The organism is Shinella sp. GW821-FHT11G07 (genome assembly GCF_058808115.1).
In genome coordinates, this window is record NZ_JBXARJ010000009.1 from 113,673 (window position 1) to 136,074 (window position 22,402).

19 protein-coding genes and 2 pseudogenes are annotated in these 22,402 nt (G+C 62.1%); 14 read left to right on the top strand and 7 right to left on the bottom strand.

Annotation, left to right across the window (positions count from 1 at the left end):
* The first annotated feature begins 94 nt into the window (after positions 1 to 94).
* The 3 genes from AC1RT2_RS18525 to AC1RT2_RS18535 all read left to right on the top strand — a co-directional run bounded on the left by AC1RT2_RS18525 (position 95) and on the right by AC1RT2_RS18535 (position 2,732).
* Entirely contained in the window at positions 95 to 1,027 is a 933-nt protein-coding gene (locus AC1RT2_RS18525; protein WP_493104191.1) for a ring-cleaving dioxygenase, read from the top strand.
* Positions 1,028 to 1,091: 64 nt separating this feature from the next.
* Positions 1,092 to 1,700, top strand: a complete 609-nt coding sequence (locus AC1RT2_RS18530; protein WP_493104193.1) for an alpha/beta hydrolase — start codon at positions 1,092 to 1,094, stop codon at positions 1,698 to 1,700.
* A 78-nt stretch (positions 1,701 to 1,778) separates the two neighbouring features.
* Complete coding sequence (locus tag AC1RT2_RS18535; protein WP_493104195.1) at positions 1,779 to 2,732, top strand: pirin family protein; 954 nt, start codon at positions 1,779 to 1,781, stop codon at positions 2,730 to 2,732.
* 149 nt (positions 2,733 to 2,881) lie between these two features.
* On the opposite strand, the gene AC1RT2_RS18540 is transcribed toward AC1RT2_RS18535, so the two are convergent.
* Positions 2,882 to 4,954, bottom strand: coding sequence for a TonB-dependent receptor (locus AC1RT2_RS18540; protein ID WP_493104197.1), 2,073 nt, complete (start codon positions 4,952 to 4,954; stop codon positions 2,882 to 2,884).
* 192 nt (positions 4,955 to 5,146) lie between these two features.
* On the opposite strand from AC1RT2_RS18540, the gene AC1RT2_RS18545 reads away from it, so the two are divergent.
* Complete coding sequence (locus AC1RT2_RS18545; RefSeq protein WP_493104199.1) at positions 5,147 to 5,938, top strand: IclR family transcriptional regulator; 792 nt, start codon at positions 5,147 to 5,149, stop codon at positions 5,936 to 5,938.
* A 12-nt stretch (positions 5,939 to 5,950) separates the two neighbouring features.
* On the opposite strand, the gene AC1RT2_RS18550 is transcribed toward AC1RT2_RS18545, so the two are convergent.
* Together AC1RT2_RS18550 and AC1RT2_RS18555 are read right to left on the bottom strand one after the other, a co-directional pair.
* The gene (locus tag AC1RT2_RS18550; protein ID WP_493104201.1) at positions 5,951 to 7,234 is read right to left on the bottom strand and encodes an NtaA/DmoA family FMN-dependent monooxygenase; all 1,284 of its coding nucleotides are present in this window, start codon (positions 7,232 to 7,234) and stop codon (positions 5,951 to 5,953) included.
* Positions 7,231 to 8,058 (bottom strand): ABC transporter ATP-binding protein, encoded by an 828-nt coding sequence (locus AC1RT2_RS18555; RefSeq protein ID WP_493104204.1) that lies wholly within the window; start codon positions 8,056 to 8,058, stop codon positions 7,231 to 7,233. The genes AC1RT2_RS18550 and AC1RT2_RS18555 overlap by 4 nt, the downstream gene beginning before the upstream one ends.
* 177 nt (positions 8,059 to 8,235) lie before the next feature.
* Here AC1RT2_RS18555 and AC1RT2_RS18560 point away from each other — a divergent pair, with 177 nt between their 5' ends.
* The 6 genes and pseudogenes from AC1RT2_RS18560 (at position 8,236) to AC1RT2_RS18585 (ending at position 13,336) form a co-directional block, all read left to right on the top strand.
* Positions 8,236 to 9,102: a siderophore-interacting protein gene (locus AC1RT2_RS18560; protein ID WP_493104206.1), complete on the top strand. Its 867-nt coding sequence runs from the start codon at positions 8,236 to 8,238 to the stop codon at positions 9,100 to 9,102.
* Positions 9,103 to 9,130: 28 nt separating this feature from the next.
* Positions 9,131 to 10,096: a Fe2+-enterobactin ABC transporter substrate-binding protein gene (gene fepB / locus AC1RT2_RS18565; protein WP_493104208.1), complete on the top strand. Its 966-nt coding sequence runs from the start codon at positions 9,131 to 9,133 to the stop codon at positions 10,094 to 10,096.
* A complete protein-coding gene (locus AC1RT2_RS18570) occupies positions 10,093 to 11,133 on the top strand; it encodes a FecCD family ABC transporter permease (protein ID WP_493104210.1) in 1,041 nt (346 codons plus the stop codon). The genes fepB and AC1RT2_RS18570 overlap by 4 nt, the downstream gene beginning before the upstream one ends.
* Complete coding sequence (locus AC1RT2_RS18575) at positions 11,130 to 12,167, top strand: FecCD family ABC transporter permease (protein ID WP_493104212.1); 1,038 nt, start codon at positions 11,130 to 11,132, stop codon at positions 12,165 to 12,167. The genes AC1RT2_RS18570 and AC1RT2_RS18575 overlap by 4 nt, the downstream gene beginning before the upstream one ends.
* A 305-nt stretch (positions 12,168 to 12,472) precedes the next feature.
* Positions 12,473 to 12,700 (top strand): hypothetical protein, encoded by a 228-nt coding sequence (locus AC1RT2_RS18580; RefSeq protein ID WP_493104214.1) that lies wholly within the window; start codon positions 12,473 to 12,475, stop codon positions 12,698 to 12,700.
* Between the two features lie 109 nt (positions 12,701 to 12,809).
* Positions 12,810 to 13,336: pseudogene (locus AC1RT2_RS18585) on the top strand (RES family NAD+ phosphorylase).
* A 383-nt stretch (positions 13,337 to 13,719) separates the two neighbouring features.
* Here AC1RT2_RS18585 and AC1RT2_RS18590 read toward each other — a convergent pair.
* The 4 genes and pseudogenes from AC1RT2_RS18590 to pdxR form a co-directional block, all read right to left on the bottom strand.
* Positions 13,720 to 13,957, bottom strand: a pseudogene (locus AC1RT2_RS18590) (transposase); the annotation flags it as partial.
* A gap of 169 nt (positions 13,958 to 14,126) precedes the next feature.
* Complete coding sequence (locus tag AC1RT2_RS18595; RefSeq protein WP_493104216.1) at positions 14,127 to 15,368, bottom strand: class I SAM-dependent methyltransferase; 1,242 nt, start codon at positions 15,366 to 15,368, stop codon at positions 14,127 to 14,129.
* A gap of 152 nt (positions 15,369 to 15,520) precedes the next feature.
* Positions 15,521 to 17,032, bottom strand: a complete 1,512-nt coding sequence (locus AC1RT2_RS18600) for a S10 family peptidase (RefSeq protein WP_493104218.1) — start codon at positions 17,030 to 17,032, stop codon at positions 15,521 to 15,523.
* Positions 17,033 to 17,534: 502 nt separating this feature from the next.
* Positions 17,535 to 19,022, bottom strand: coding sequence for a MocR-like pyridoxine biosynthesis transcription factor PdxR (pdxR, locus tag AC1RT2_RS18605; RefSeq protein ID WP_493104220.1), 1,488 nt, complete (start codon positions 19,020 to 19,022; stop codon positions 17,535 to 17,537).
* A gap of 141 nt (positions 19,023 to 19,163) precedes the next feature.
* Between pdxR and tauA the strand changes: the two genes are divergently transcribed.
* The 4 genes from tauA to AC1RT2_RS18625 all read left to right on the top strand — a co-directional run bounded on the left by tauA (position 19,164) and on the right by AC1RT2_RS18625 (position 22,397).
* Complete coding sequence (gene tauA, locus AC1RT2_RS18610) at positions 19,164 to 20,180, top strand: taurine ABC transporter substrate-binding protein (protein WP_493104222.1); 1,017 nt, start codon at positions 19,164 to 19,166, stop codon at positions 20,178 to 20,180.
* A gap of 90 nt (positions 20,181 to 20,270) precedes the next feature.
* The gene (locus AC1RT2_RS18615) at positions 20,271 to 21,083 is read left to right on the top strand and encodes a taurine ABC transporter ATP-binding protein (RefSeq protein ID WP_493104224.1); all 813 of its coding nucleotides are present in this window, start codon (positions 20,271 to 20,273) and stop codon (positions 21,081 to 21,083) included.
* A complete protein-coding gene (locus AC1RT2_RS18620) occupies positions 21,076 to 21,903 on the top strand; it encodes an ABC transporter permease subunit (RefSeq protein WP_493104226.1) in 828 nt (275 codons plus the stop codon). The genes AC1RT2_RS18615 and AC1RT2_RS18620 overlap by 8 nt, the downstream gene beginning before the upstream one ends.
* A 113-nt stretch (positions 21,904 to 22,016) precedes the next feature.
* Complete coding sequence (locus AC1RT2_RS18625; RefSeq protein WP_150130241.1) at positions 22,017 to 22,397, top strand: nuclear transport factor 2 family protein; 381 nt, start codon at positions 22,017 to 22,019, stop codon at positions 22,395 to 22,397.
* Positions 22,398 to 22,402 lie beyond the last annotated feature (5 nt).

A 22,402-nucleotide genomic window follows, 5' to 3' on the forward strand; every position in this document is an offset into this window, starting at 1 on the left:
GTCAATAATATATGCATTATTGTGCCCATTCTAATGAGGCGCCATTGGCTCTATCTCTTGCTCAACGAAGACACCCGAGAGCGAGGACCACATCATGCTTACCCAGATCAAAGGCCTGCACCACGTCACCTCCATGGCCGCCGACGCCCAGGAAAACAACGACTTCTTCACCAAGACGCTCGGGCTGCGCCGAGTTAAGAAGACGGTCAATTTCGATGCGCCAGACGTCTATCATCTCTATTACGGCGACGAGACCGGTTCGGCCGGTACCGTCATGACCTACTTCCCCTTCCCGCACATCGCCAGAGGCAATCGTGGCGCCGGGGAGGTTGCCGAAACCGTCTTTTCCGTACCGAAAGGCTCACTCGGCTACTGGCAGGAACGTTTTGCCGGCAAGGGTCTTACCGGCCTTGCGCAAGATGAAGCCTTCGGCGAAAAGCGCCTGCGCTTCCTCGGCCCGGATGGCGACGGCTTCGCGCTGACCGAAGTCGATGGCGATGCGCGTCTGCCCTTTTCCGGCGGCGGTGTGCCGGTGAGTGAGGGCGTGCACGGCTTCCATGGCGTGACCATGCGGTTGCGCGATGGCGGTGCTACGGGTGAACTCTTGAAGTTCATGGGCTACGAGGATGTCGATCGCCGTGGTGACCTGACCCGCTATGCCGTTAAAGGCGGCAACGGTGCCGATTTTATTGACCTCGAAGTGCTGCCCGGTGCGCCGGCGGCCCGACAGGGCGCTGGCTCCGTCCACCACGTCGCCTTTGCGGTCGAAAACCGCGCGGCTCAAGCGGAAGTGCGCAAGGCCTTGATGGACACCGGCTACCAGGTCACCCCGGTCATCGACCGTGATTACTTCTGGGCGATCTACTTCCGCACGCCTGGCGGCGTGCTGTTCGAGGTGGCGACGAACGAGCCCGGTTTCGACCGCGACGAGGACACCGCCCATCTCGGTGAGGCGCTGAAACTGCCGCGCCAGCACACCCATCTGCGCGACCGGATCGAAGAGATCCTGCCGCCCATCGTCGATTGACGATCAAGGCAGCCGCCGGCATCGACCGGCGGCTCCCGATGATGATTAGAGATTGGAGACCCTCATGTATCGCGACGCCTATTCTCATTTTGCTAGAGCCCCGGCGGCGGGTGCCCCGCTGGTCTTTGCCTTTCATGGCACGGGTGGTGACGAGCATCAGTTCACCGGCCTGATCGGCCAGATCCTGCCCGATGCCGGCATCGTCTCGCCGCGCGGCGACGTGTCGGAGCATGGCGCCAATCGCTTCTTCCGCCGTAAGGCAGAGGGGGTTTACGATATGGCTGACCTTGCCGTCCGCAGCCGCAGGATGGCTGAATTTATCGGTGCCCACCGGGATGCCAATCCCGGCGCTCCGTCCTATGGCCTGGGTTACTCCAACGGTGCCAACATCCTTGCCTCGGTGTTGTTCGAGGCGTCCGGCCTCATCGACCGGGCGGTGCTGATGCATCCGCTGATCCCCTGGACGCCCGCACCAAACCCGGCGCTTGGCGGCCGGAAAATCCTGATCACCGCGGGCCGGCGCGACCCCATCTGCCCGCTTCCCCTGACGGAGGCGCTCGTTGCCTATCTGGAAAGTCAGGGCGCCGACGTGGACCTCGTTTTGCATGACGGGGGCCACGAGGTGCGCCAGGAGGAGATCGCCGCCATCACGGCCTTCATGATGGGCCGCTGAGTTTTATGGGCCTGTTTCCTGTTGCGGAATCGTCCGCAACAGCGTCATCTTCAACCAGCCAATCGAAGGAGGAACACCATGAGTTGGATGCCCGGCATCGAACCGCAATGTCCCGAGGCAGGCACGATTGCCGATATCGAGATGCTCATCGTGCCGCGATCGCGCGATCTCGGCGGCTTCGAGGTGCGGCGCGCCCTCCCGGCGCCCGAACGCCAGATGGTCGGCCCCTTCATCTTTTTCGACCAGATGGGTCCGGCCGAATTCATCAATGAGGGGGGCATCGACGTGCGCCCGCATCCCCATATCGGGCTCGCCACGGTGACCTATCTCTACCAGGGCGAATTCCAGCATCGCGACAGCCTCGGCACTAACCAGATGATCTATCCGGGCGAGGTGAACTGGATGGTGGCAGGCAACGGCGTTACCCACTCGGAACGCACCAGCCCGCAGACGCGCGCCAAGCGTCATTCGCTCTTCGGCATCCAGACATGGGTCGCTTTACCGGAAGACGACGAGGACATGCCGGCAAGCTTCGAGCACCAGGGAGCGGAAGCCTTGCCATTCCTCAGCGGCGAGGGCAAGGAGGTGCGCCTCATCCTCGGGAATGCCTGGGGTGAGCGAGCGCCGGTCAAGACCTTCTCCGAGATGTTTTATGCCGATGCCATTCTTCAGGCCGGCGCGAAACTGCCTTTGCCAGACAACCATGAAGACCGTGGGCTCTATGTGACACAGGGCTCGGTGATTGTCGCGGGTGAGGAGTTTGCCGCAGGACAGATGATGGTCTTCCGCCCCGGTGATCCCATCACCGTCACCGCCGGTGAAGCGGGCGCCCGGCTGATGCTGCTCGGCGGCGAGACGCTGAATGGCCCGCGCTACATCGCGTGGAACTTCGTCGCGTCCTCGAAAGAAAAGCTGGAAGCCGCACGGGAAGCCTGGATCAAGGGCGACTTCGAACACGGCCGCTTCCGCCTGCCACCCGACGACGCCGCTGAATTCATTCCCTTCCCCGATGCGGGGAAACCAGCGCACTGAGCCGAGCGAAGGTGGCTGTTGCGACGTCACCCGGGCCAGCGTTTCTCGCGCTGGCCCAACCGCCGCCGACTGCGATCGTGATCGCAATCAGCGGCGTGACTATGAGGCGATGGTGGTGTGGCCGCGTGGCCACGAAGACCGCACTCGATTCAGAACGTGCCCTTGACGCCGATGCCGAACATGCGCGGGGCGGTCATGCTCGCCTCGATGCCGCCGATGCCGCGGTTCTGCTGCATGTAGGTCGGCGTGCGTTCGTCGAAGATGTTCTTCACGTAGCCGTAGACCTCCATATGGTCATGCACCTTGTAGCTCGCCCGCACGTCGGCGATCGTGTAGGGCTTGATCACGTAGGCTGGCGTATTGGCCGTGTCGGAGTAATAGCCGTCGAGATGACGGACCTGGCCCGATACGTTGAATTTCTCCGTAACGTCCCAGCTCGCACCGAGGCTGACCATGTACCCGGGCGACTTGGCGAACTCGTTGCCCTGGTAAGCGAGATTGCTGGCAATCTCGTCGATCTCGGTACGCAGCACGCCGGCGCCGGCCCTGATCATCAGGTTGTCCAGCAGCTGGTAGTCCGCGCCGATTTCAAGGCCATAGGCGTGGGCCTGTTCGGCATTGATCGTGTAGGACTGGGTCACGCCCGGCGATACCACCACCGGAATGTTGTACTGTGCGTTCTTCATGTCCATGTAGAACAGGTTGCCGTTCACCATCAGCCGGTCGTCGAGAAGGCTGGCGCGCGCGAACAGCTCGTAGTTCCAGATCTTCTCTTCCTCGAAGGGCTGCCATTTCTGCGCGGTCATATTGAGCGAGACCCCACCGGGGTTGTAGCCGCGGCTGACGAGTGCGCCAACGGTCCAGTCGTCGTTCACGGCATAGGCAAGCGATGCCTTCGGCAGCAGAGCCGAGTATGTCGTGCCGAAATCGACCGGCGTTGGGGCATAGACCGACTTGCCGACACGCTGGATGTGATCCTGCTGGTAGCGCAGGCCGGTTGTCAGTGTCCATTGCTCGGCGAAGCGGTAGCTGATCTCGCCGAACAGGCCGAGATTGCGCTTCGTGTCGTCGAAGGAGGACGTGCCGTTCAGGAAGAGCAGTTCGTCGGTCTGCGTATGCGCATAATAGAGACCGGCGACACCGCTGATTTCGTCTTGCCTATCACCGAAAGTCACGCGCGTTTCATTCGAGGCGTTGGTCTGGTCGATATCGGCGTCACCGCCATTGATCAGGCCGGTGGTGCGGATCACATTCGAGGTGGAAAGCTGCGCCTGGTTGAAGAGCTTGATGCCGTTCTCGAATTCATAGGAGACGTCGAGAATCCCCGTATTGGTGTGCTGCTCCCAGCTTGGCATCGTCGTGGTGACATGGTTGAGTTCGTCGAAGGGCCAGGAAGCGGCCTCCTGGCTCGGCCGGTTGCTGCTGTTGTGGGAATAGGTCAGCTTGGCCGTCAGGCCGGGAATCTCCGCAGGCTCCCACAAGAGCTTGAAGCGGGCATTCAATGCCTTGAAATCCTGATCGGTATCGCCGTGCTGGAAGCCGGAATTGATGTAGTCGATGAAGGTGTCGCGCCCGGAATAATCAATGGCCAGCCGTGCGGCCAGCTGGTCCTCGATAATCGGGCCGGACAGCGCGATGGATGCCCGTTTGCTGTGATAGTTGCCGATCTCCGCCTGGTAGGCCGCCTCGGGCGTGAACGTCGGGTCCTTCGTGTTGACGATGATGGCGCCGGCAATGGCGTTCGCACCCTGTGAGGTGGTCTGCGGTCCGCGGAAGACCTCGATGCTGTCGAGATCCCAGACGGAGGACGCGCCGAAATAGAACTCGTTATAATTCAGATAGTGGCCGTCGAGATTGATAGTGGCACGCGGAACGGTACCGGCGAAAAACGCGGTCGCACCGGTGTTCGGCCCCTGCGTGTCCTGCCCACGGATGACCGGCGCGCTGACCGTGTCGGAAAAGACGACGTTCGGCACATCGGCAATCACTTCCTGGACCGTTGCGTTGCCGGTTTTTTCCCGGTCGATCTCGCGGCTCGTCTTGATCGACACGGACGAGGCCGTGCTCTTCATGTCGCGCGCTACTTTCTCGCCGGTCACGGTGATGGTTTCGAGAATTGTAGCCTCCGTGCCGTCCTGTGCGACGGCGGCCAAAGCTGGAAGCAGTGACAGCGCAGCGACGCTGACGCCTGCGGCCAGTTTGCGATTGATGTGAGTCCCCATAACAGCCCCTAAACATGAGTATTTCAGTCATGTTGACGTAGCGGGGCCGTCATCGTTCCGCAATAGGGAATGCTTTCCGCATTTTGAACAGATTGCCGTCCGGCGCAAGCCGTGGCATATCCGCAACAGTGCAAAGGCTTGCCAATCGACACCGCGTCGAGGCGAACGCGCCGCATCTTGTTGATAGGGAGGATGTCGTTGACCGAATTCGAAGAAAGTGCGGATGAACTGTCGGATGCCGCAGGCGAGAAGCGGGCCGGCATCATTCAGTCTGTTTCCATCGCCTCGCGGTTTCTCACGATTCTTGCCGCCTCCGATGGAGAGTTGCCACTGGTCGAACTTGCGCGCCGCGCCGGGACGGGCCGATCCACCGCGCATCGCTACATGCAAAGCCTGGTGCGCGAGGGGTTGGTGGCGCAGGACCAGGTCACCGGCTGTTATGATCTCGGACCGACGGCGCTCAACATTGGCATCAGCGCGCTGAAGCGCATTGACCCCGTGGCGGTCGCGGGTCGGCATATGAAATCCATGGCCTCGCGGGTGGCGGCAAGCTGCGGCGTCGCGATCTGGACCGACCGGGGACCGACCATCGTGCAATGGTATCGCAGCGCCCGCTTCGCGATCAGCACCGTGACGCTGGGCGATGTGCTGCCGCTCGACAACACCGCCTGCGGGCTGGTGTTTCAGGCTTTTATGCCGCCGGAACGCATAGCGGCGGTGCGGCGGTTGCAGCCGGATGCCTTTCGTGGCCGTCCCCCGGCGCCGGGCGTGCTGGAGAACATCCGTCGCGCCGGTGGTGCTGAACTGAATGAGCGGCTGTTTTCCGCGCTGACCGGCAAGGCGGCCCCCGTCTTCGACGTCTATGGGGAGATCTGTTGCGTGGTCACGACGGTCTCGTTTGTCGAGACGGCCGAAAGCGAAGGACACGGCGCCGCACTGGTCGAGGCTGCCCGGCAGGTGACAGTGGAATCGGGAGGGGCGTGAACCGCCCCCCTTTCATGTCTTCGAGTGGATGCGCAGATGCGCGCGCAGTGTCTCGCCGTCATATTCCCTGCGGAAGACGCCCCGCTTTACCAGAAGCGGTACGAGGTCTTCGAGGAACAGACGCAGCGATTCCCGCGAGCCGCCTGGCAGCGCAATGAAGCCATCGATCGCGCCGGCGGCGAACCATTCCGTAATGTCGTCAGCGACGTCCTCGACAGTCCCGACGGAAACCCAATGCGCCGAGCCGACCACTTCCGGTCGCGCCAGCAGGTCCTCCACAAAGGGCTCATTCTTCTCGATGTAGCGGCGCAACAGGTCGGCATGGGTGCGGCTGCGCACCGGCTGGTCGTCTGATGGCAGTAGGTCGGCGGTCACGCGTGCGCCGGGTAACAGGTGCGAGAGATCGAGGCCGAGAATCGTCTTCACGGCGTCGAGGCGCTGTACGGGCGTCAGGTGCGCATGGGCACGCCGGTGCATCGCCCACGCTTCCTCTCGCGTTTCAGCGAGGAAGAAATAAAGGCCCGGCAGAACCCGGGGCGCATCCGTCCGTCCATGTTTCAGTGCCCGCACACGCATGTCGTTGCGCAGGTCCAGGGCCGCGGCCATGTCAGGGGTCGAGGCAAAGGTTGCGTCCGCCACCGAAGCCGCAAAGTCCCGCCCGATCTCCGAGGCCCCGGCCTGGAACAGCGGCGGTGGGCCGCTCGCATGGCCGGGCACGTTCAGCGGTCCCATGACGCTGAAGAATTCGCCTCGATGGTCAAGTGCCGCTGCCTCGGCCTCACCCTCCAGTGCAGCAAAGGGATAGCTTTGCCAAAGGGCGCGGACAAGTTCGGTGAACTCGGCGGCCTTGCGGTAGCGCTCCTGCGGCGGCGGCATCGGCGCATCGCCGAAATTCTCCGCGCCGTCGATCGAGGTGACGATGTTCCAGGCCGCCCGTCCGTTGCTGATCCAGTGCAGCGACTGGAGCTGGCGGGCGACGACATAGGGCGGGTTGAAAGTCGTCGACGCGGTCGTGACCAAGCCGATGCGCCGGGTTGCGGTGGAAATGGCGGCGAGCAGCACCGTCAGGTCCAGCCCGACGAAAGACGGCGACGTGCCCGATTTGCCGCGCCGCATGACCAGTATGTCCGGCTTGAAGACGAAGTCGAGCTTGGCCCGCTCGGCCGCCTGCGCCAGCTTGATGTAGAAGCCGGGCGGGTCCTGTCGCTGTTCGACAAGCTCGGCGTCCTCCGCCTGACGGCCCTGGAGCCATGTTTCGGTAAGGCACAATCCGATGTGGAGCTGCCTGTCCGTCATGGCGCTGAAATCCTCTTCGGCTCCTGCCGAGGGCGTGCTGGACGATGACGTCCGAGCGGTACGATGAGCGGGGTGTGCGAAACCGGATCATCAATGACGGTGCAGGGCAGGCCAAACACCGCCTCGACCAGCTTTTCCGTCACCACGTCCTCAGGGCGGCCTTCGGCAAGGATCGCGCCGTCGCGCATGGCGACGAGATGGGAAGCGTAGCGGCAGGCGTGGTTGAGGTCGTGCAGCACGGCCACCACGGTTCGCCCCTCGGCATTGAGGTCGGCCAGGAGTTCCAGCAGTTCGATCTGGTGGGCGATGTCGAGGAAGGTGGTGGGCTCGTCGAGCAGCAGGATCGGTGTTTCCTGCGCCAGCACCATGGCGACCCAGACACGTTGGCGCTGGCCGCCGGAAAGTTCGTCGACCAGCCGTTCGGCAAGATCGGTGACACGGGTTGCCTGCATCGCCGCTGCCACGGCGGTCTCGTCGGCCTTCGACCATTGCCGGAAGAACGACTGATGCGGATAGCGCCCGCGCCCGACGAGATCGGCGACAGTGATGCCGGAAGGCGCTGTTGCGCTCTGTGGCAACAGGCCGAGCCGGCGCGCGATTTCCCGTGTCGGGAAGTCACCGATGTTCCTGCCATCGAGGATCACCTGTCCGGTTGCCGGAGCGAGCAGGCGCGCCATCGCTCGAAGCAGGGTGGATTTTCCGCAGGCATTCGGCCCGACGATAACGGTGAAGGAGCCGTCTGGTATGGCGATCGTCAGGTCGCTCGATATGGTTCGCTCGTCGTAACGCAGCGTCACGGAGCGGGCATGAAGGCGGTGGGTCATGGCAGTTCTTCTAGCAAGCGGTGGCGGAGATCCGTATTGCATTGCAGAATGCATTCTGCAATATGGACAAACAAATTTGACTTTAGTGCTCATGTTTTAGCGCCGCGTCGCTGCTTTATGCAACCGTTTTGACCCGGACAGTGGCTGGCATGAGGGATGACAGGAGGCGAGGGCGCCATGGCCGCACCGCGTAATGAAAGCATTGAAGACCGAAACAATCTGCTTTCGCAGGAAGATCATATGGGCAGCATGGAGCGATTGGCGATGGAAGTCGTCGCCCTGACGCGGCCCGTCCCTTCGGTTGTTCGCGTAACCGGCCGCATCGCCCCGACTGACCCTGCTGCGTGGCGCAGGCCCAATCTTGCGGTGCGTCTCGAGGTCGAGACCCCGGAAGGCCAGCGACCGGTATCGCGCGTCTATACGATCCGCTCCTTCGACGAAAACCGCAGCCTTATCGACATCGACTTCGTGGTCCATGCCGATGACAGCCCGGCCATGCGCTGGCTGGAGCGCGCCGCAATCGGCAGCACCATCCATCTCGTCGGTCCCCGGCCGCATTTCCTGCCGGACCACGCCGCCGAGGGTGGCATTGCGCTTTTCGCCGACGAAACCGCCATTCCAGCCATCCATGCGATCCTCAGCAACTGGCAGGAGGGAAGCCATGGTGTCCTTTACGTCGAAACCGCCGACCGCGCCGCCTTCGATGAACTGCCGGAGGTCGAGGGTGTCGAACGGCATCTTCTGCTGCGTGGCCCGGACGAGGGGGCCGGCACGACCGGGAAGTTGGTCGCGGCCGCCCGCGCGCTGCCGGACCCGATGGGCTGCATGATCTGGGCGGCGGGGGAGAGGCAGGATATCCGCGCCATTCGAGCCTACTTCACCGAGGAGCGCGGCCTGCCGAAGGACCGCGTGCGCGTCTTCGGTTATTGGCGAAAGGGCATGAGCAGCTCCGAGATCGACCGGATGCGCCTCCAGCAATACGAGGCGGTGCGCGCCGGGGGTGGCGGGCTTGCCCAGACGGAAGATCTCGACATTCTCGCCTGAACCCCTTGCAGCTACGGCAGACACGACCATGACGCTTCGCCGCACATTCCTCACCTCTGCTCTCGGCCTCGCTGCTACCGCGCTCCTGCCACTCCGCACCACGCGCGCCGAGGACGGGTGGCCGCGCACCGTGCGCCATGACGCCGGCGAACTGGCTCTGCCGGCGCGGCCGAAAAGGATCGTGTCGACGGCGCCAAGCCTCACCGGCATCCTTCTCGCCATCGGCGCGCCGGTCGTCGCGACCGCCGCGACAACGCCGAGCGCGCTGACGGATGACAAGGGCTTCTTCTCGCAATGGGCGGCGGTTGCCGACGAGCGCGGCGTCGAGATGCTCTATGGCAAACTTGAATTCGACATCGAAGCCGTGATCGGTGCGGAACCGGACCTGCTGATCGTTTCGGCGACGGGCGCCGACAGCGTCGTGGCGCACTATGCCGAGCTTGAGGCGCAGGGCATCCCGGCGATCGTGGTCAACTATTCCAACCAGAGCTGGCAGGACATCGCGCTGGAGCTCGGCAAGGCCACTGGCCTCGAGGAGCAGGCGGCTGAGGCGATCCGCCGTTTCGATGCCTATGCGGTGAAGATTGCCGCCACGCTGCCGCGCGTAGCGGGCACCGCCAGTATCGTCGGCTACAATGTCGGCGGCAGCTACTCCGTCAGCAAGCCCACGAGCCCGCAGGCCCAGCTTCTCGCAGCACTTGGCATGACGCTGGTCGGCCTGCCCGAGAGCCTCCGCGGCCAGGTCACCCGTGCTTCCGATTTCGAATTCATCTCGCAGGAGAACCTGCCGGCGGCGATCGCCGGCGACAGTGTCTTTCTGCTGCGGGCAACGCAGGAGGACGTCGCGGCCTTTCTTGCCGATCCTGTTCTCGCCAATCTTCCTGCCGTCGCCGGCAAGCGGGTCTATCCGCTAGGACCCACGTCCTTCCGCATCGACTATTATTCCGGCCTGCAGATGATTGACACCGTGGCCCTGTCCCTGAAAACGCAATGACCACGGCGATTTCGGGCAGGGCGGTGGGCGACTTGCGCCGCAGGCGGCGGCTCGCAGGGCTCCTCGCCGGCCTTGCGGTGCTCGTGCTGCTTTGCCTTGCCAGCCTTGCCTTCGGCTCGCGGCCCATTCCCCTTCATGTCGTTCTCGATGCAGTCTTCGTCCATGATACGCGCGACGACCGGCATTTGATCGTCTGGAGCCTGCGTCTTCCGAGAACCGCCGTTGCGCTTCTTGCAGGTCTCGCGCTTGGTCTCGCCGGTGCGGTAATGCAGGCGGTCACCCGCAATCCGCTGGCCGAACCCGGTCTGCTCGGTGTCAATGCCGGCGCCGCCGTTGCGGTCGTGCTCGGTGCCTCGGTCTTTGGAGCAACGACGATGGCAGGCTACGTCTGGTTCGGTATCGCCGGCGCGGGCATGGCGGGCGCCGCCGTCTTCATGCTGGGACGAGCGCACGAAACCGGGACGAACCCGGTGCGGTTGGTGCTTGCCGGTGCCGGACTGTCGGTCATGCTGGGCGCGGTTACGGGCATTGTGCTGATCAATGCGCCCCTCGCGGTGCTCGACAATTTTCGCAACTGGGCGGCGGGGTCCGTCGCCGGGCGCGGTTTCGACATTGCCGGCATCCTCGCCATCGCAACACTCTTCGGGGTTGGAACAGCCGTCTCGATTGCCGGAAACCTCAATGCGATTGCCCTCGGGGATGATCTCGGCAAGGCGCTCGGCCTCAACACACGCCTCACACTGGTTCTGGCCTGCCTCGCGGTGATGCTACTGGCAGGCGCCGCGACGGCCGCAGCCGGCCCCATCGGCTTCGTCGGGCTGGTGGCCCCGCATCTTGCCCGCACCGTCACCGGGCCGGATTATCGCTGGATCCTTCCCTATTCCGCTCTCTTCGCCGCCATTCTCCTGCTCGGTGCAGACAGTCTCGGCCGGGTGATCGCCGCACCGGAGGAAATCGCTGCCGGCATCGTCACCGTATTGATCGGCGGTCCGTTCTTCATCCTCATCGTCCGAAAATTCCGACTGAAGCAGCTATGACAAACGCGCCCGTATCCGTCTGCCGTTTCGGCCCGCTGTCGTTTTGCTGGCGATCAAGGGTCGTCGTGCTCTGCTGCGTGCTAGCGCTGATCGTTGCGGTTTTCGCCATCCTCCTGCTCGGCACAGGCACCTTGTCCTTCAGCGCAAGCGAAGTGCTGGCGGCGCTTACCGGGCAGGGCGAGAATGCGAAGGCCGAGCGCGTCATCCTGCGCATCCGGCTTCCGCGGCTGCTGACGGCCATTCTCGTCGGCGGCGCGCTCGGCATGGCGGGGTCGATCTTCCAGTCCATTTCGCGCAATGCGCTCGGCTCCCCGGATGTGATCGGTTTCACGACGGGGGCGGCGACCGGTGCGATCGTGCAGATCATGCTGCTGAATGCCGGGCCGCTCGAAACATCGGTAGCGGCCGTGCTTTCCGGCGTATTGACGGCGGTCGCCGTCTTCCTTCTTGCCCGGAAGGGCCGTTCCACCGGCGGATACCGGCTCGTCCTGGTCGGCATCGGCGTCGGCGCCACGCTTTCCGGCGTCAACACGATCCTGCTGGTGAGCGGCGATCTCGATCAGGCGGCGTCTGCCCAGTTGTGGCTTGCTGGTTCGCTGAACACGCGCACCTGGTTGCATGTCGTGCCCGCCGCCATCGGCTTTGCGGTCGTCCTGCCGGTCACCATCGCCCACGCGCGCCGCCTGAACCTGCTCGAAATGGGCGACGATGCAGCCCGCCAGCTTGGCGTCGATGCCGAACGGACGCGGCTCGTGATGATCATGGCGGCTGTCGGGCTGACATCAATCGCCACCGCCGCTGCCGGCCCCATCGCCTTCGTCGCGCTCGCTGCTCCGCAGCTCGCCCGGCGGCTGAGCGCATCACCGGAGGTTCCCGTCATCTCCGGCGCGATGATGGGCATGGCGCTGCTTCTTGCGGCTGACCTCACCAGCCAGCGCCTGCCTATCAATGTCCACATGCCTATAGGGCTGACCACAGGTCTTCTGGGCGGGGTTTACCTCCTGTGGTTGCTGATGCGCAGCAAGTCGGTCTGACGTCGGTTGGCGTTGGCGCATGAATCGTCTACGCAAGCCTAGGATAGACGAGATCAAGGCCAGACTGGACGATACCTGCCTGGAAGGGACCGATTATCCACGCGTCTCGGCATCTCCCTGAGAGGGGGCGATGCCAATTCACATCGACCGTGATTTGGCGACGGCCCCATTGCATGAGCGAAGCCTCGATTGTTGCCCTCGGGTTCTAGAGACATCATTCCGGACCGTGACTACGCCAATGTGGTGTTGGCCTTGAAGCGATTTCAATCGAGACAGCATTCTGCATCAGCGAACAGGCGAATGTCATGTTCGCTGTATCGAATGTTGCCAGCATTCTTGGTCTTTCGTCAGGCTTGGCGCATCGGTCGCCGATTGGTCTCGTCACGCAGGTCGAACGCGGACTGCTGATCGGTGCGGTTGAGCGCATCACACGGCTTGTAGCGTCAGCAGACATCCAGTTCAAATGCCGATTGATTTCCTTGAGCAACATGCGAGTCGTGCCTGCGACTCCATGTTTCGAGCGCATCCGATGATGGAGAATAAACGACTCATTGATATGGTTCTCTAAAGTGAATTCGGTGCGGAGATGGTGATCGACATTCTGAACGCCTTGAAGTACGGCCGCGCTGCACGACTGCACAGATTCTTGATCGGACCCTGACCAGCTATCGGATTGTTGATCCCGCAGAGACCTGTCCGATTTTCGACGCCATGGTTTCGACAATCGCACCAAGGCATCGGAACACACCCGGCAGTTTGATGATTTACAGTTCGAAGCAGTTATTCTGCGGCCTTCCTTGAAAAGCTGGTGCATGGCAGCGGACAACTGCCGCCGAACTAACACTATGTGGAAATTATCATCCCAAAGGGGTTGAGTTATGAGGTGTTTCCACCACCGGATCTGCCCGGTTTGGGGTGCGATGCCCATCAATATGAGCAAACCCTATGAAGAGGCCTGATGCTCGTAGCGACGGAGTACCATCCTTTTGGTCCCAAGCGTCGTTGCGAGGCTCGACAGCAACATATTGATCAATTCTGCTCATACAGAATTCGCCGGCATCACGACTTGCTTGAACCAACTCGTGTTTTGGGACCGCGGGTTGTTCGGCGTCTGGTTCGATAAGAAGCGACGAGCTTTCTGGCTTTCGGAACGGTCGCTTGTAGAATGAGCAATGTCGCGAATATCGGTGCGGCCGAAGCTGAAAATTCGCTTCATGGTCATGAACCGCGACTCCTCCTTGGGAACCAGGCCGTCGAAAAAACTCAAGTGGGGTACTGGAGTGACATTGCCACTAGGTTTTATCCAGTTTGGAGTGTACTACAGCGGTTTTGGATTGCTGTGTTTGGGACGGCAGCGGCGGGTAGTGGTATGGAGCTATTTCAGCTGCTTAGCACTGGGTCACGTCACGGGTTGATGGTCTGGTGAACTCGCTGCCACTATCGCTAATCATCTTCGGCTTGCCACGCCCCTCGATGATCCAGTCAAGCGCAGGTCGGAAAGTGACGTATCGGCTACGGGCGCCAAACACTCCCTTGTGCAATCATCGACCACCGCCAGGAGCCGCCTCAGCTTCGTGTTCTCGTCCTCCAGAGTCTTCAGCCATTTCGCTTCCGACACGTCCATGCCACCGAACTTGGCTTTCCACTTCTAGATACCGGCATCGCTGACGCTGTGCTTGCGGTAAAGCTCCGCGAACGGAGTGCCTGCCCGCCTGCTCCTTCAACAGGCCGATGATCTGTTCATCTGTGGAACGGTCGTGTTGTGTTCCTCTGTCCTCCCAATACGACAGAGCTTACTTCAAAATGGATTATTTGAATGCGGTGAAGCCAGGAGCTGCGAGGTATAATTTTCACTGTGGATGGATCATCGCGAAACGCGGCTGCTTCCATTTCCATCGACACGATCAGTCGCAAAAAATCGACGGGCAAGCATGAGTTCGGAGTATTGCCCGGGTTTTGTCACACAGACGGACCGAACGCCTTTTCACGTTCGATGTAATCACGCTGCTTGTCGGTGATGTAGTCGCGAACAATCGGGGCGGCGTCGCGGGAGCGTGACAACTGCATATGGAAGACGAGCTGGCTGCCGGTGCGGAACATCATCTCGGCACTGATCAGGTAGAATTCCCACATGCGCGCAAATCGCTCGTCGTAAAGCGCGATCACCTTGTCGCGGTTCGCCTCGAAGCGCTCGGTCCAATGGGCCAGCGTCGTTGCATAGTGTAGCCGCAGAAACTCCAGGTCGGTAACCCAGAGACTGTTGCGTTCGACGACTTCGAAGACTTCCGAGAGAGCCGGCGAATAGGCCCCCGGAAAGATGTACTTGCGCAGCCACGGGCTCGCCATGCCGGGCGGGCTCATATGCCCAATCGAATGCAGCACCGCCAGACCGTCAGTCGGCATCAGAGCATTCAGCTTCTTGAAGAATTCGTCATAGTGATGGACCCCGACATGTTCGAACATGCCGACGGAAACGATGCGATCGAACGGTCCCTCGACATCCCTATAGTCCTTCAGCTCGAAACGGACGCGGCCGGCTAGCCCGGCTTTTTCTGCCCGTTGCGTGGCAAGGGCCTGCTGTTGCGTGGAAAGCGTCACGCCGAGAACGTCGACCTCCTCGAGGGATGCGAGATAGAGCGCGAGGTCGCCCCAACCGCAGCCGATATCAAGAACCTTCATTCCAGGCTTGAGGCCGAGCTTGCTGGCGAGCAGCCGGAGCTTGTTGCGCTGTGCCTGCTCGAGGGTTTCGCCGGGTTCCCGAAAATAAGCGCATGAATACAGCATGTTGTCATCGAGAAACAGCTTATAGAAATCGTTGCCGAGATCGTAGTGGTGGGCGACATTCTGCTGCGCCTGCCCCTTGCGGTTCGATTGTTGGCGTTTGCGGAAGCGCATCTTGATGGCGCGCAAAACCTTCTGGATCGGATAGGAGCCGAGCGAAAGGCGGTTGATCGAGAACAGCGTCAGAAAATCCCGCAGCGTCGAGCCTTCCTCGAACCGCATGGTGCCATCCATGTAGGCCTCGCCGGCTGCAAGTTCGGCATTGAAGACCAGCGTCCTGTAGAGTTTCCTGTCGGTGAGCCTCATCGTCACCTGTGGACCGGGCGCCCCTTTGAAGACGTGACGCTCTCCTTCTGCATCGATGACGATCAGGCAACCCTTGCGTATGAAGGACTTCATCATGTGGGAAAGCGGAAACATGAGCGCCTCGAGTGCTTCAGTTGCCGGGAAGTCGGATCGCCCGATCCTCGCCTGTTCGGCGGGAATTTGCAATCGGCCGGCCGACGTCTTTCCTTGTTCCGGCCATACGATGGACGTCGCGTGGTCGCGAGCAGGTTGGCGGAAACCGCCAATCAGTCGGTGCCCGGCACATCGTAGAATCGCCCGGCATCTTCCGTCATCTGCCGCCGAGAGGCCGGATCGACATAGAACATATGACCGCCGCGATAGACCCGCAGTTCGCTGCGCCCTTCCGCCAGCGCAGGCGGCAGGTGGTCGAGCACATAGCGGCTCAGTCCGTAAGGGGTCAGCGCATCGCTGTAGCCGTGATAAATCGCCAGCCGGAACCGGGGAATGGTCGAAAGAAGGTCACGCAGGTCGTCGGAGGCGCTGGCATTGGCGCGTCCATCGCCACCCCGACCGCCATTCCATTCCCAGCGGCGATTCACACCGGTGTTGAGCAGGGAATAGGTCATATCCGTGCGAAAGCCGAGCTCATCGCGGGCATAGGCCGCGAAGGCCGCACCATAGGCCCGGGTGAAGCCGTCGAGGATCGGGTCGTCGTTGCGGCTCATGGACGATTCCGGATAGGCATCGGGTACCGAATAGGCGGCATCATAGGGGCTGACGACCCGCCCGCTTTCGCCAGCTAACCTGGCGTAGAGACCGTCCACAAAACCCCGCGCCCTTGCCACATCCGTCTTTGCAATTCCGGTAAGGCCGGCGATCCGCTGGTAGAAGGCATCCGCGTCCGGGCCGGTGAGCGAGGGGCCAGCAAGCGTAACGAGGTAGTCTGTCATGGCGAAGCGCTCGGCCTCGCGAAGCTTGTCCCTGTCGAATGCGCCGCGCCGCTCCATCTCGGCGGCGGCAAGCGCTGGAAGCAGGAGTGCTGCGGCCAGCGGGTCATTCTCCGCGCCGAAGAGGAAGCGGCCCTCGACGAGCGGCGAGATCATCAGGATGCCGGAGACGAGAATGCCCTGCGTCTCCTTCAGCGCCGAGGCGACCTTTGCTGCGCGAAACCCGCCATAGCTTTCGCCGAGCAGGTAGGCGGGGGAAGCGAGGCGCCGGTTCTTATGCGTATAGAGCGCGATGACCTTGGCGAGGCTTTCCGCATCCTGTCGGACGCCGTAAAACTGGCCAGCCAAATCGTCGTCCACTGCGCGGCTCCAGCCCGTGCCTACCGGATCGATCAGAACGAGATCGGTGAAGGCAAGCCAGCTGTCTGGATTCTCCTTGAGGGACGGGCGCGTGCCGTCGTCTCGGCTTTTGCCGAATTCCAGCACTTTCGGACCGACAAGGCCGAGATGCAGATAGGCCGATGCGGCGCCCGGCCCGCCGTTGAAAATGAAGGTGATCGGACGCGCCGGATCGCCCTTGCCGGCGACATAGGCGGTGTAGAAGACCTTCGCCGTCCGTTTGCCATCCTGGCCGTAAAGATCGAGCGTGCCTGCTGTCGCCGTGTAGGAAAGCGGACCGTCTTTCGTCTGCAGGGTGTTCTCGGTGACGGAATCGCCGGGAACGAGACTGAAGATGCCTGTTTCCGATGTTGTCTGCTGCTTTTCTGCCTCAGGCGTCTGAGCGACGGCACGTGTTGTAAGGATGGCCAGGCACAAGCAGAGTGCAACGACGATACGATTATGGTACAAGAGCGCTCTCCCCTGTTACGCCACGTGTAGACCATGAGGCGGCGGCATTGCCAATGTACGACAGCTTGATCCGCTTCGCTGCAAACGACTGTTCAACTTCCCTTGATCGCGTCGAAACAGCGGCCCATGAAAAGGATGCCATTGAGAAAATTGCGCCAAGCGGAAACGGATTGCAGGGTCGTCTGTTCTGGCACGCATCACCTCTTGCTCCCTAACAAGGCGCCAAGTGCGATCTTGCCCTGATCCGGATCTAAAAGCGGAGTTTACGGATCGCGAGCGAGCTAGGCAAAGCGGCGCAGAACGTGCCGCGCGAAGCATATCTCGATTCCAGACCCGCAACGGGGGCAGGTGGTGTCCGATGTCCGCGCCCATTTCCCGTCTTGTCACGGCCGGACGTATGAACAGGTTTTGGAAGTTCAGCCAGACCCGCCCCGATTTGGTCCCCGGTGCGCTGCTTCTCATTTGAAGTGGGCGGCGAGGTAGGTAGAGAGTGAGCCACGGCTCACTCTCTACCTGGTCGAAAATGCGCATCGATAGCGGCTCGCACACGCGTCACTCCAGCCGAGATGTTGCCGCTTGGTATCGACGAATAGCCCATGCGGAAGTAGCGGCAAGGGGCGTCGCTGCGCGGGAAGAAGGGCGAGCCGGATTCGACGAGCACGCCGTCCTGGCGCAAGTCCTGCACCAGCCGGTCGGCATCGAGCCCGTCCGGTCCCTCCATCCAGAACGAAGTGCCGCCGAAGGCCGAAGCACCGGCGACGGTGAGGCCCTCGCGCTGCAGGCTCTCGGCCATCAGCACATGGCGCTTGTGATATTCCGTGCGCATGCGGTGCAGCACGGCGTCGTAATGGCCGAGCGCCAGGAAATAGGCGACGGTGCGTTGCAGGTGGCCGGGCGGGTGGCGCAGCATCAGCGAGCGCAGCGCGCGCGCCTCGCGGATGAACGGCGCCGGCGCCACGAGATAGCCAAGGCGCAGGCCCGGAAACAGCGACTTCGAGAAACTGCCGATATAGAGCACGCGCCCGGTGGAATCGAAGGCCTTGAGGGCTGGCGAAGGCGGGGCGAGATAGCTGATCTCGAATTCGTAATCATCCTCGACGATGACGAAATCCTTTTCCGCCGCCGCCTGCAACAGCCGCGTGCGCCGGTCGATCGGCATGGTCGCGCCGGTCGGTGAGTGGTGGCTTGGTGTGACGAAGACGGCATCGGTATCCTCCGGCAGCCCATCCGGCGGCAGGCCCTCGCCATCGACGTCGACCGTGGTGACCTTGGCGCCGCTCAAAAGCAGCGAGGCGCTGATATCGGGATGGCAGGGGTTTTCGCACACGGCGCTGGAGCCCTTGTCGAGGATCAGCCGCGTGACCATCCACAATGCATTCTGCGCACCCACGGTGATGAGCACCTCATCTGGGTTCGCGTGGATGCCGCGCCGGGGCAGAGTCCGCGAGCAGATGTAGTTGACCAGTCGGACGTCATCGGCCGCGGCGAAGTCGCTTGCCATGAGGATGAAGTCCTCGCGTGCCAGCGCCCGACGGGCACAATCACGCCAGGCGTTGAGATCGAAGAGCGAGGGATCCATCTGGCCATAGAGGAAAGGGTAGGGATAGCGCCGCCAGTCGAGCGGTTTTGAAACCTGGCGCACGACTTCGAAGCGCATCTTCATCTTGCCCGTCCAGTCGACGGGATTGGAGCCGGCGGAGGGGCCGTCGTTTTCAAGACCCCGTCCGGGGGGATTGCTGGCGATACGGTAGGAACTGCGGTTGGACGCTTCCAGATAACCCTGGGACACCAGTTCCTGATAGGCGAGCGTCGCCGTGATGCGGGAAATATTGAGGTAATCCGCGAGTTTGCGGGTCGAGGGCAGGTGGGCGCCCGGTTGGACGCGGCCAGCCAGCACGGCCGAGACGAGCGTTTCCCGCAGCTGCGCCTGCAAGCCCAACCCGCTCTCCCGGTCGATGAAGAAGATCGTCTCGGAAATGTTGGTCCGCATGCAACCATCCAGTGTGTCGCCAATCTGGATTTATTCAACTTCCAAACTGGATATAACGCAAGGGAGGCGTCGCATTTATCACTTTCATCAAGAAGACCGGGATAAACCGGCTAAAACAATAATCAATGAGGAGGAACGACGATGCTTTTCAGACATTTCAATCGCATGGCCGCCACGGCCAGCATTCTGGCCGGCCTTTTTGCGTCCGGTGCGGCCTACGCGGAAACCAATCTTGTCGTCGGCTATCAGCAGATCGTCGGCCCGTTCGTGGCCGCGATTGCCGATGGCCGCTTCGACGCGGCCGCCAAGGAGGTCGGTTACACGATCGACTGGCGCCAATTCTCATCGGCCGGCGACATCACGACGGCGCTCGCCTCGGGCGACGTGCCGATCGGCGTGCTTGGCTCGACCGGCACGGCTGCGGCGGCGACTCGCGGCGTGGAGATGCAGCTGTTCTGGATTCTCGACAATATCGGCAAGTCCGAGGCCTTGGTCGCCCGCGACGGGTCGGGCATTGAAACGCCCGCCGACCTCAAGGGCAAGAAGGTCGCGGTACCGTTCGTCTCGACGTCGCATTTCCATCTTCTCGTCGGCATGAGCAAGGTGTGGAACGTCGATCCACGCGAGGTGGAAATCCTCAACCTGAAGCCGCCGCAGATCGTTGCCGCCTGGCAGCGCGGCGATATCGACGCAGCCTATGTCTGGCCGCCGGCGCTGTCGGAAATCCTGAAATCGGGCAAGGTGATCTCGGATTCCGAAGTCATCGGCGCGGCAAGCGTCCCCACCTTCGACGGTCTGGTGGTCGACACGGCCTGGGCGACAGAAAACCCCAAGCTCATGGAGGCTTTCACCAAGGTTCTGGCCCAATCCTACGCCGACTACAACGCCAACAAGGCTGCGTGGACGGTGGATTCGCCGCAGGTGCAGGGCATCGTCAAGCTCATCGGCGGCGACGGCCCGAGCACCGTCGAGGCGCTGGGACTGCTTTCGTTTCCGAATGCGGACGAGCAGGCATCCGACGCCTGGCTCGGCGGCGGGGCGACCCGTGCGCTCAGTGAAAGTGCAAAATTCCTGGTGGAGCAGAAGCAGATCGGCAAGTCGCTCGACGACTATGCGCCCTTCGTGAATTCGAGCTTCGCCGGTGCGGCTGCCAACTAGGGCATCCGTCGATTGCGCACCGGCCGGTGGAGCGGCCGGTGCAGCCATCATCGCTTACAGACGTAACCGAGGTGCAGGGAGGCATTTCTCATGGAAACACTCAGCGTCAGGAATATCAGCCTGACCTATCCGGGTTTGTACTCGGATCAGGCGGTGATTGCCCTGAAGGGCGTCAATCTCACCATCAAGAGCGGAGACTTCGTCGTCGCCCTCGGTGCTTCGGGTTGCGGAAAGACGACATTGCTCAACCTGATGGCGGGCTTCATGGCGCCGTCGGAAGGCGACATCTCGCTCGGCAACCACCGGGTCAACGGGCCCGGCGCCGAGCGTGGCGTGGTCTTCCAAAAACACGCGCTTCTGCCATGGCTCAACGTGATCGAAAACACCGAGTTCGGCCTGAAACTGCGTGGCATCGACAAGGCGGCGCGGCGGGAAATCGCGACGAAAAACCTCGCCCTCGTCGGTCTGCAGGATTTTCACCGCCATATGATCTATCATCTCTCGGGCGGCATGCAGCAGCGCGTCGGCATCGCAAGGGCGCTGACCTGCGACCCGGCCATGCTTCTGATGGACGAGCCGATGGCAGCGCTGGACGCACTGACGCGCGAAACCATCCAGGAATTGCTGCTGGAAGTCTGGCAGCTCACCAACAAGATGTTCTTCTTCATCACGCACAGCGTGGAAGAGGCGCTGTTCCTCGGCTCGCGGCTGATCGTCATGTCGCCGCGCCCGGGCCGCATCACCCATACCTACGAACTCGATTTCAACCGGCAGTTCCTGGCCGAGGGCAATGCCCGGGCGATCAAGTCGAGCCCGGAATTCATCCGTATGCGTGAGGAAGTGCTCGGCATCATCTATGGCGACGAACGTGCGTCCGGCAACCCGGAGATAGCCCATGCTTGACAGAGTGACACGGGCCAAGCCCGCCAAGGCCGGCAAGATCTTTGGGGCTCCGGGTGACGGAAACAGCGCCCTCATCAGCTTCATGACGGCAGCCGTGCTCATCACCCTCTGGTTCCTGGTGACCGCGTCCGGTTGGGTCAAACCGCTCTTCTTGCCCTCGCCGCTGGCGGTCTGGGAGAAGTTCTGGCTGGCCATGACGGACGGCGTTTCGAATTCGACGCTGATGCAGCACACGCTGGCCAGTATCGGCCGCGTCTTCGGCGCCTTCCTGCTGGCGATGGTGACGGCGGTGCCGATCGGCATCCTGATGGGCGTCAACCGCTTCGTGCGCGGCCTGTTTGATCCAATCATCGAATTCTACCGTCCGCTGCCGCCGCTCGCCTACTTGCCGCTGGTTATCATCTGGCTCGGCATCGGCGAATTCCCGAAGGTATTCCTGATCTATCTGGCGATCTTCGCGCCGATGGCGATTGCCGCAAGGGCCGGCGTGCGTTCGGTGTCGACGGAGCAGATCCATGCGGCCTATGCGATGGGCGCCACCCGCGGCCAGGTCATCAGCCAAGTCATCATGAAGGCGGCGTTGCCGGAAATCTTCACCGGCATGCGCATCGGCATCGGCGTCGGCTGGACGACCCTGGTGGCGGCAGAAATGGTCGCCGCCAATCGAGGCCTCGGCTTCATGGTCCTCAACGCAGCGGAAAACCTCGAGAGCGACACCGTGATCATGGGCATTTTCGTCATTGGCATCTTCGCTTTCGCCTTCGACCTTCTGATCCGCTACCTCGAAAAGACGCTGATCCCCTGGAAGGGCCGCGTCTAAGCGGCGGACACTTTCGACACTCCACCTACCCGGCCGTGGTGGCCTTTGAAGACGGCTTTTCCCGTCTCCGGCGAAGCCATGCCCTTCGACAGCCAAAGGACAGGACGATGAAACTGACTGCAACCGATCTCAAAAGCGTGTTCGATGCCTTCAACCGGCACGACATCGATGGGGTGATGCACTTCTTTTCCGAAGACTGTGTGTTCAACGCGGTCGGTGGCCCGGAGGTCTACGGCACACGCTTTGTCGGCATCGCGGCGATCGCAGACGCCTTCAGCGGGGTCTGGAAGGCAATGCCGGATGCGGAATGGGGCAATCACAGCCATTTCGTCGAGGGTGATCGCGGCGTTTCCGAATGGACCTTCTCCGGCACGGCCGCCGATGGCAGCCGTATCGAGGCGGAGGGCTGCGACCTCTTCACCTTCAAGGGCGACAAAATCGTTCGCAAGCAGGCGTTCCGCAAGAACCGCCCTGTCCTTCAGCCTCGCTACTAGGGTCG

Coding starts and splice junctions, on each gene's coding strand:
- AC1RT2_RS18525 (WP_493104191.1), top strand. CDS start 95: ATGCTTACCCAGATCAAAGGCCTGCACCACGTCACCTCCATGGCCGCC.
- AC1RT2_RS18530 (WP_493104193.1), top strand. CDS start 1,092: ATGTATCGCGACGCCTATTCTCATTTTGCTAGAGCCCCGGCGGCGGGT.
- AC1RT2_RS18535 (WP_493104195.1), top strand. CDS start 1,779: ATGAGTTGGATGCCCGGCATCGAACCGCAATGTCCCGAGGCAGGCACG.
- AC1RT2_RS18540 (WP_493104197.1), bottom strand. CDS start 4,954: ATGGGGACTCACATCAATCGCAAACTGGCCGCAGGCGTCAGCGTCGCT.
- AC1RT2_RS18545 (WP_493104199.1), top strand. CDS start 5,147: ATGTCGTTGACCGAATTCGAAGAAAGTGCGGATGAACTGTCGGATGCC.
- AC1RT2_RS18550 (WP_493104201.1), bottom strand. CDS start 7,234: ATGACGGACAGGCAGCTCCACATCGGATTGTGCCTTACCGAAACATGG.
- AC1RT2_RS18555 (WP_493104204.1), bottom strand. CDS start 8,058: ATGACCCACCGCCTTCATGCCCGCTCCGTGACGCTGCGTTACGACGAG.
- AC1RT2_RS18560 (WP_493104206.1), top strand. CDS start 8,236: ATGGCCGCACCGCGTAATGAAAGCATTGAAGACCGAAACAATCTGCTT.
- fepB (WP_493104208.1), top strand. CDS start 9,131: ATGACGCTTCGCCGCACATTCCTCACCTCTGCTCTCGGCCTCGCTGCT.
- AC1RT2_RS18570 (WP_493104210.1), top strand. CDS start 10,093: ATGACCACGGCGATTTCGGGCAGGGCGGTGGGCGACTTGCGCCGCAGG.
- AC1RT2_RS18575 (WP_493104212.1), top strand. CDS start 11,130: ATGACAAACGCGCCCGTATCCGTCTGCCGTTTCGGCCCGCTGTCGTTT.
- AC1RT2_RS18580 (WP_493104214.1), top strand. CDS start 12,473: ATGTTCGCTGTATCGAATGTTGCCAGCATTCTTGGTCTTTCGTCAGGC.
- AC1RT2_RS18595 (WP_493104216.1), bottom strand. CDS start 15,368: ATGTTTCCGCTTTCCCACATGATGAAGTCCTTCATACGCAAGGGTTGC.
- pdxR (WP_493104220.1), bottom strand. CDS start 19,022: ATGCGGACCAACATTTCCGAGACGATCTTCTTCATCGACCGGGAGAGC.
- tauA (WP_493104222.1), top strand. CDS start 19,164: ATGCTTTTCAGACATTTCAATCGCATGGCCGCCACGGCCAGCATTCTG.
- AC1RT2_RS18615 (WP_493104224.1), top strand. CDS start 20,271: ATGGAAACACTCAGCGTCAGGAATATCAGCCTGACCTATCCGGGTTTG.
- AC1RT2_RS18620 (WP_493104226.1), top strand. CDS start 21,076: ATGCTTGACAGAGTGACACGGGCCAAGCCCGCCAAGGCCGGCAAGATC.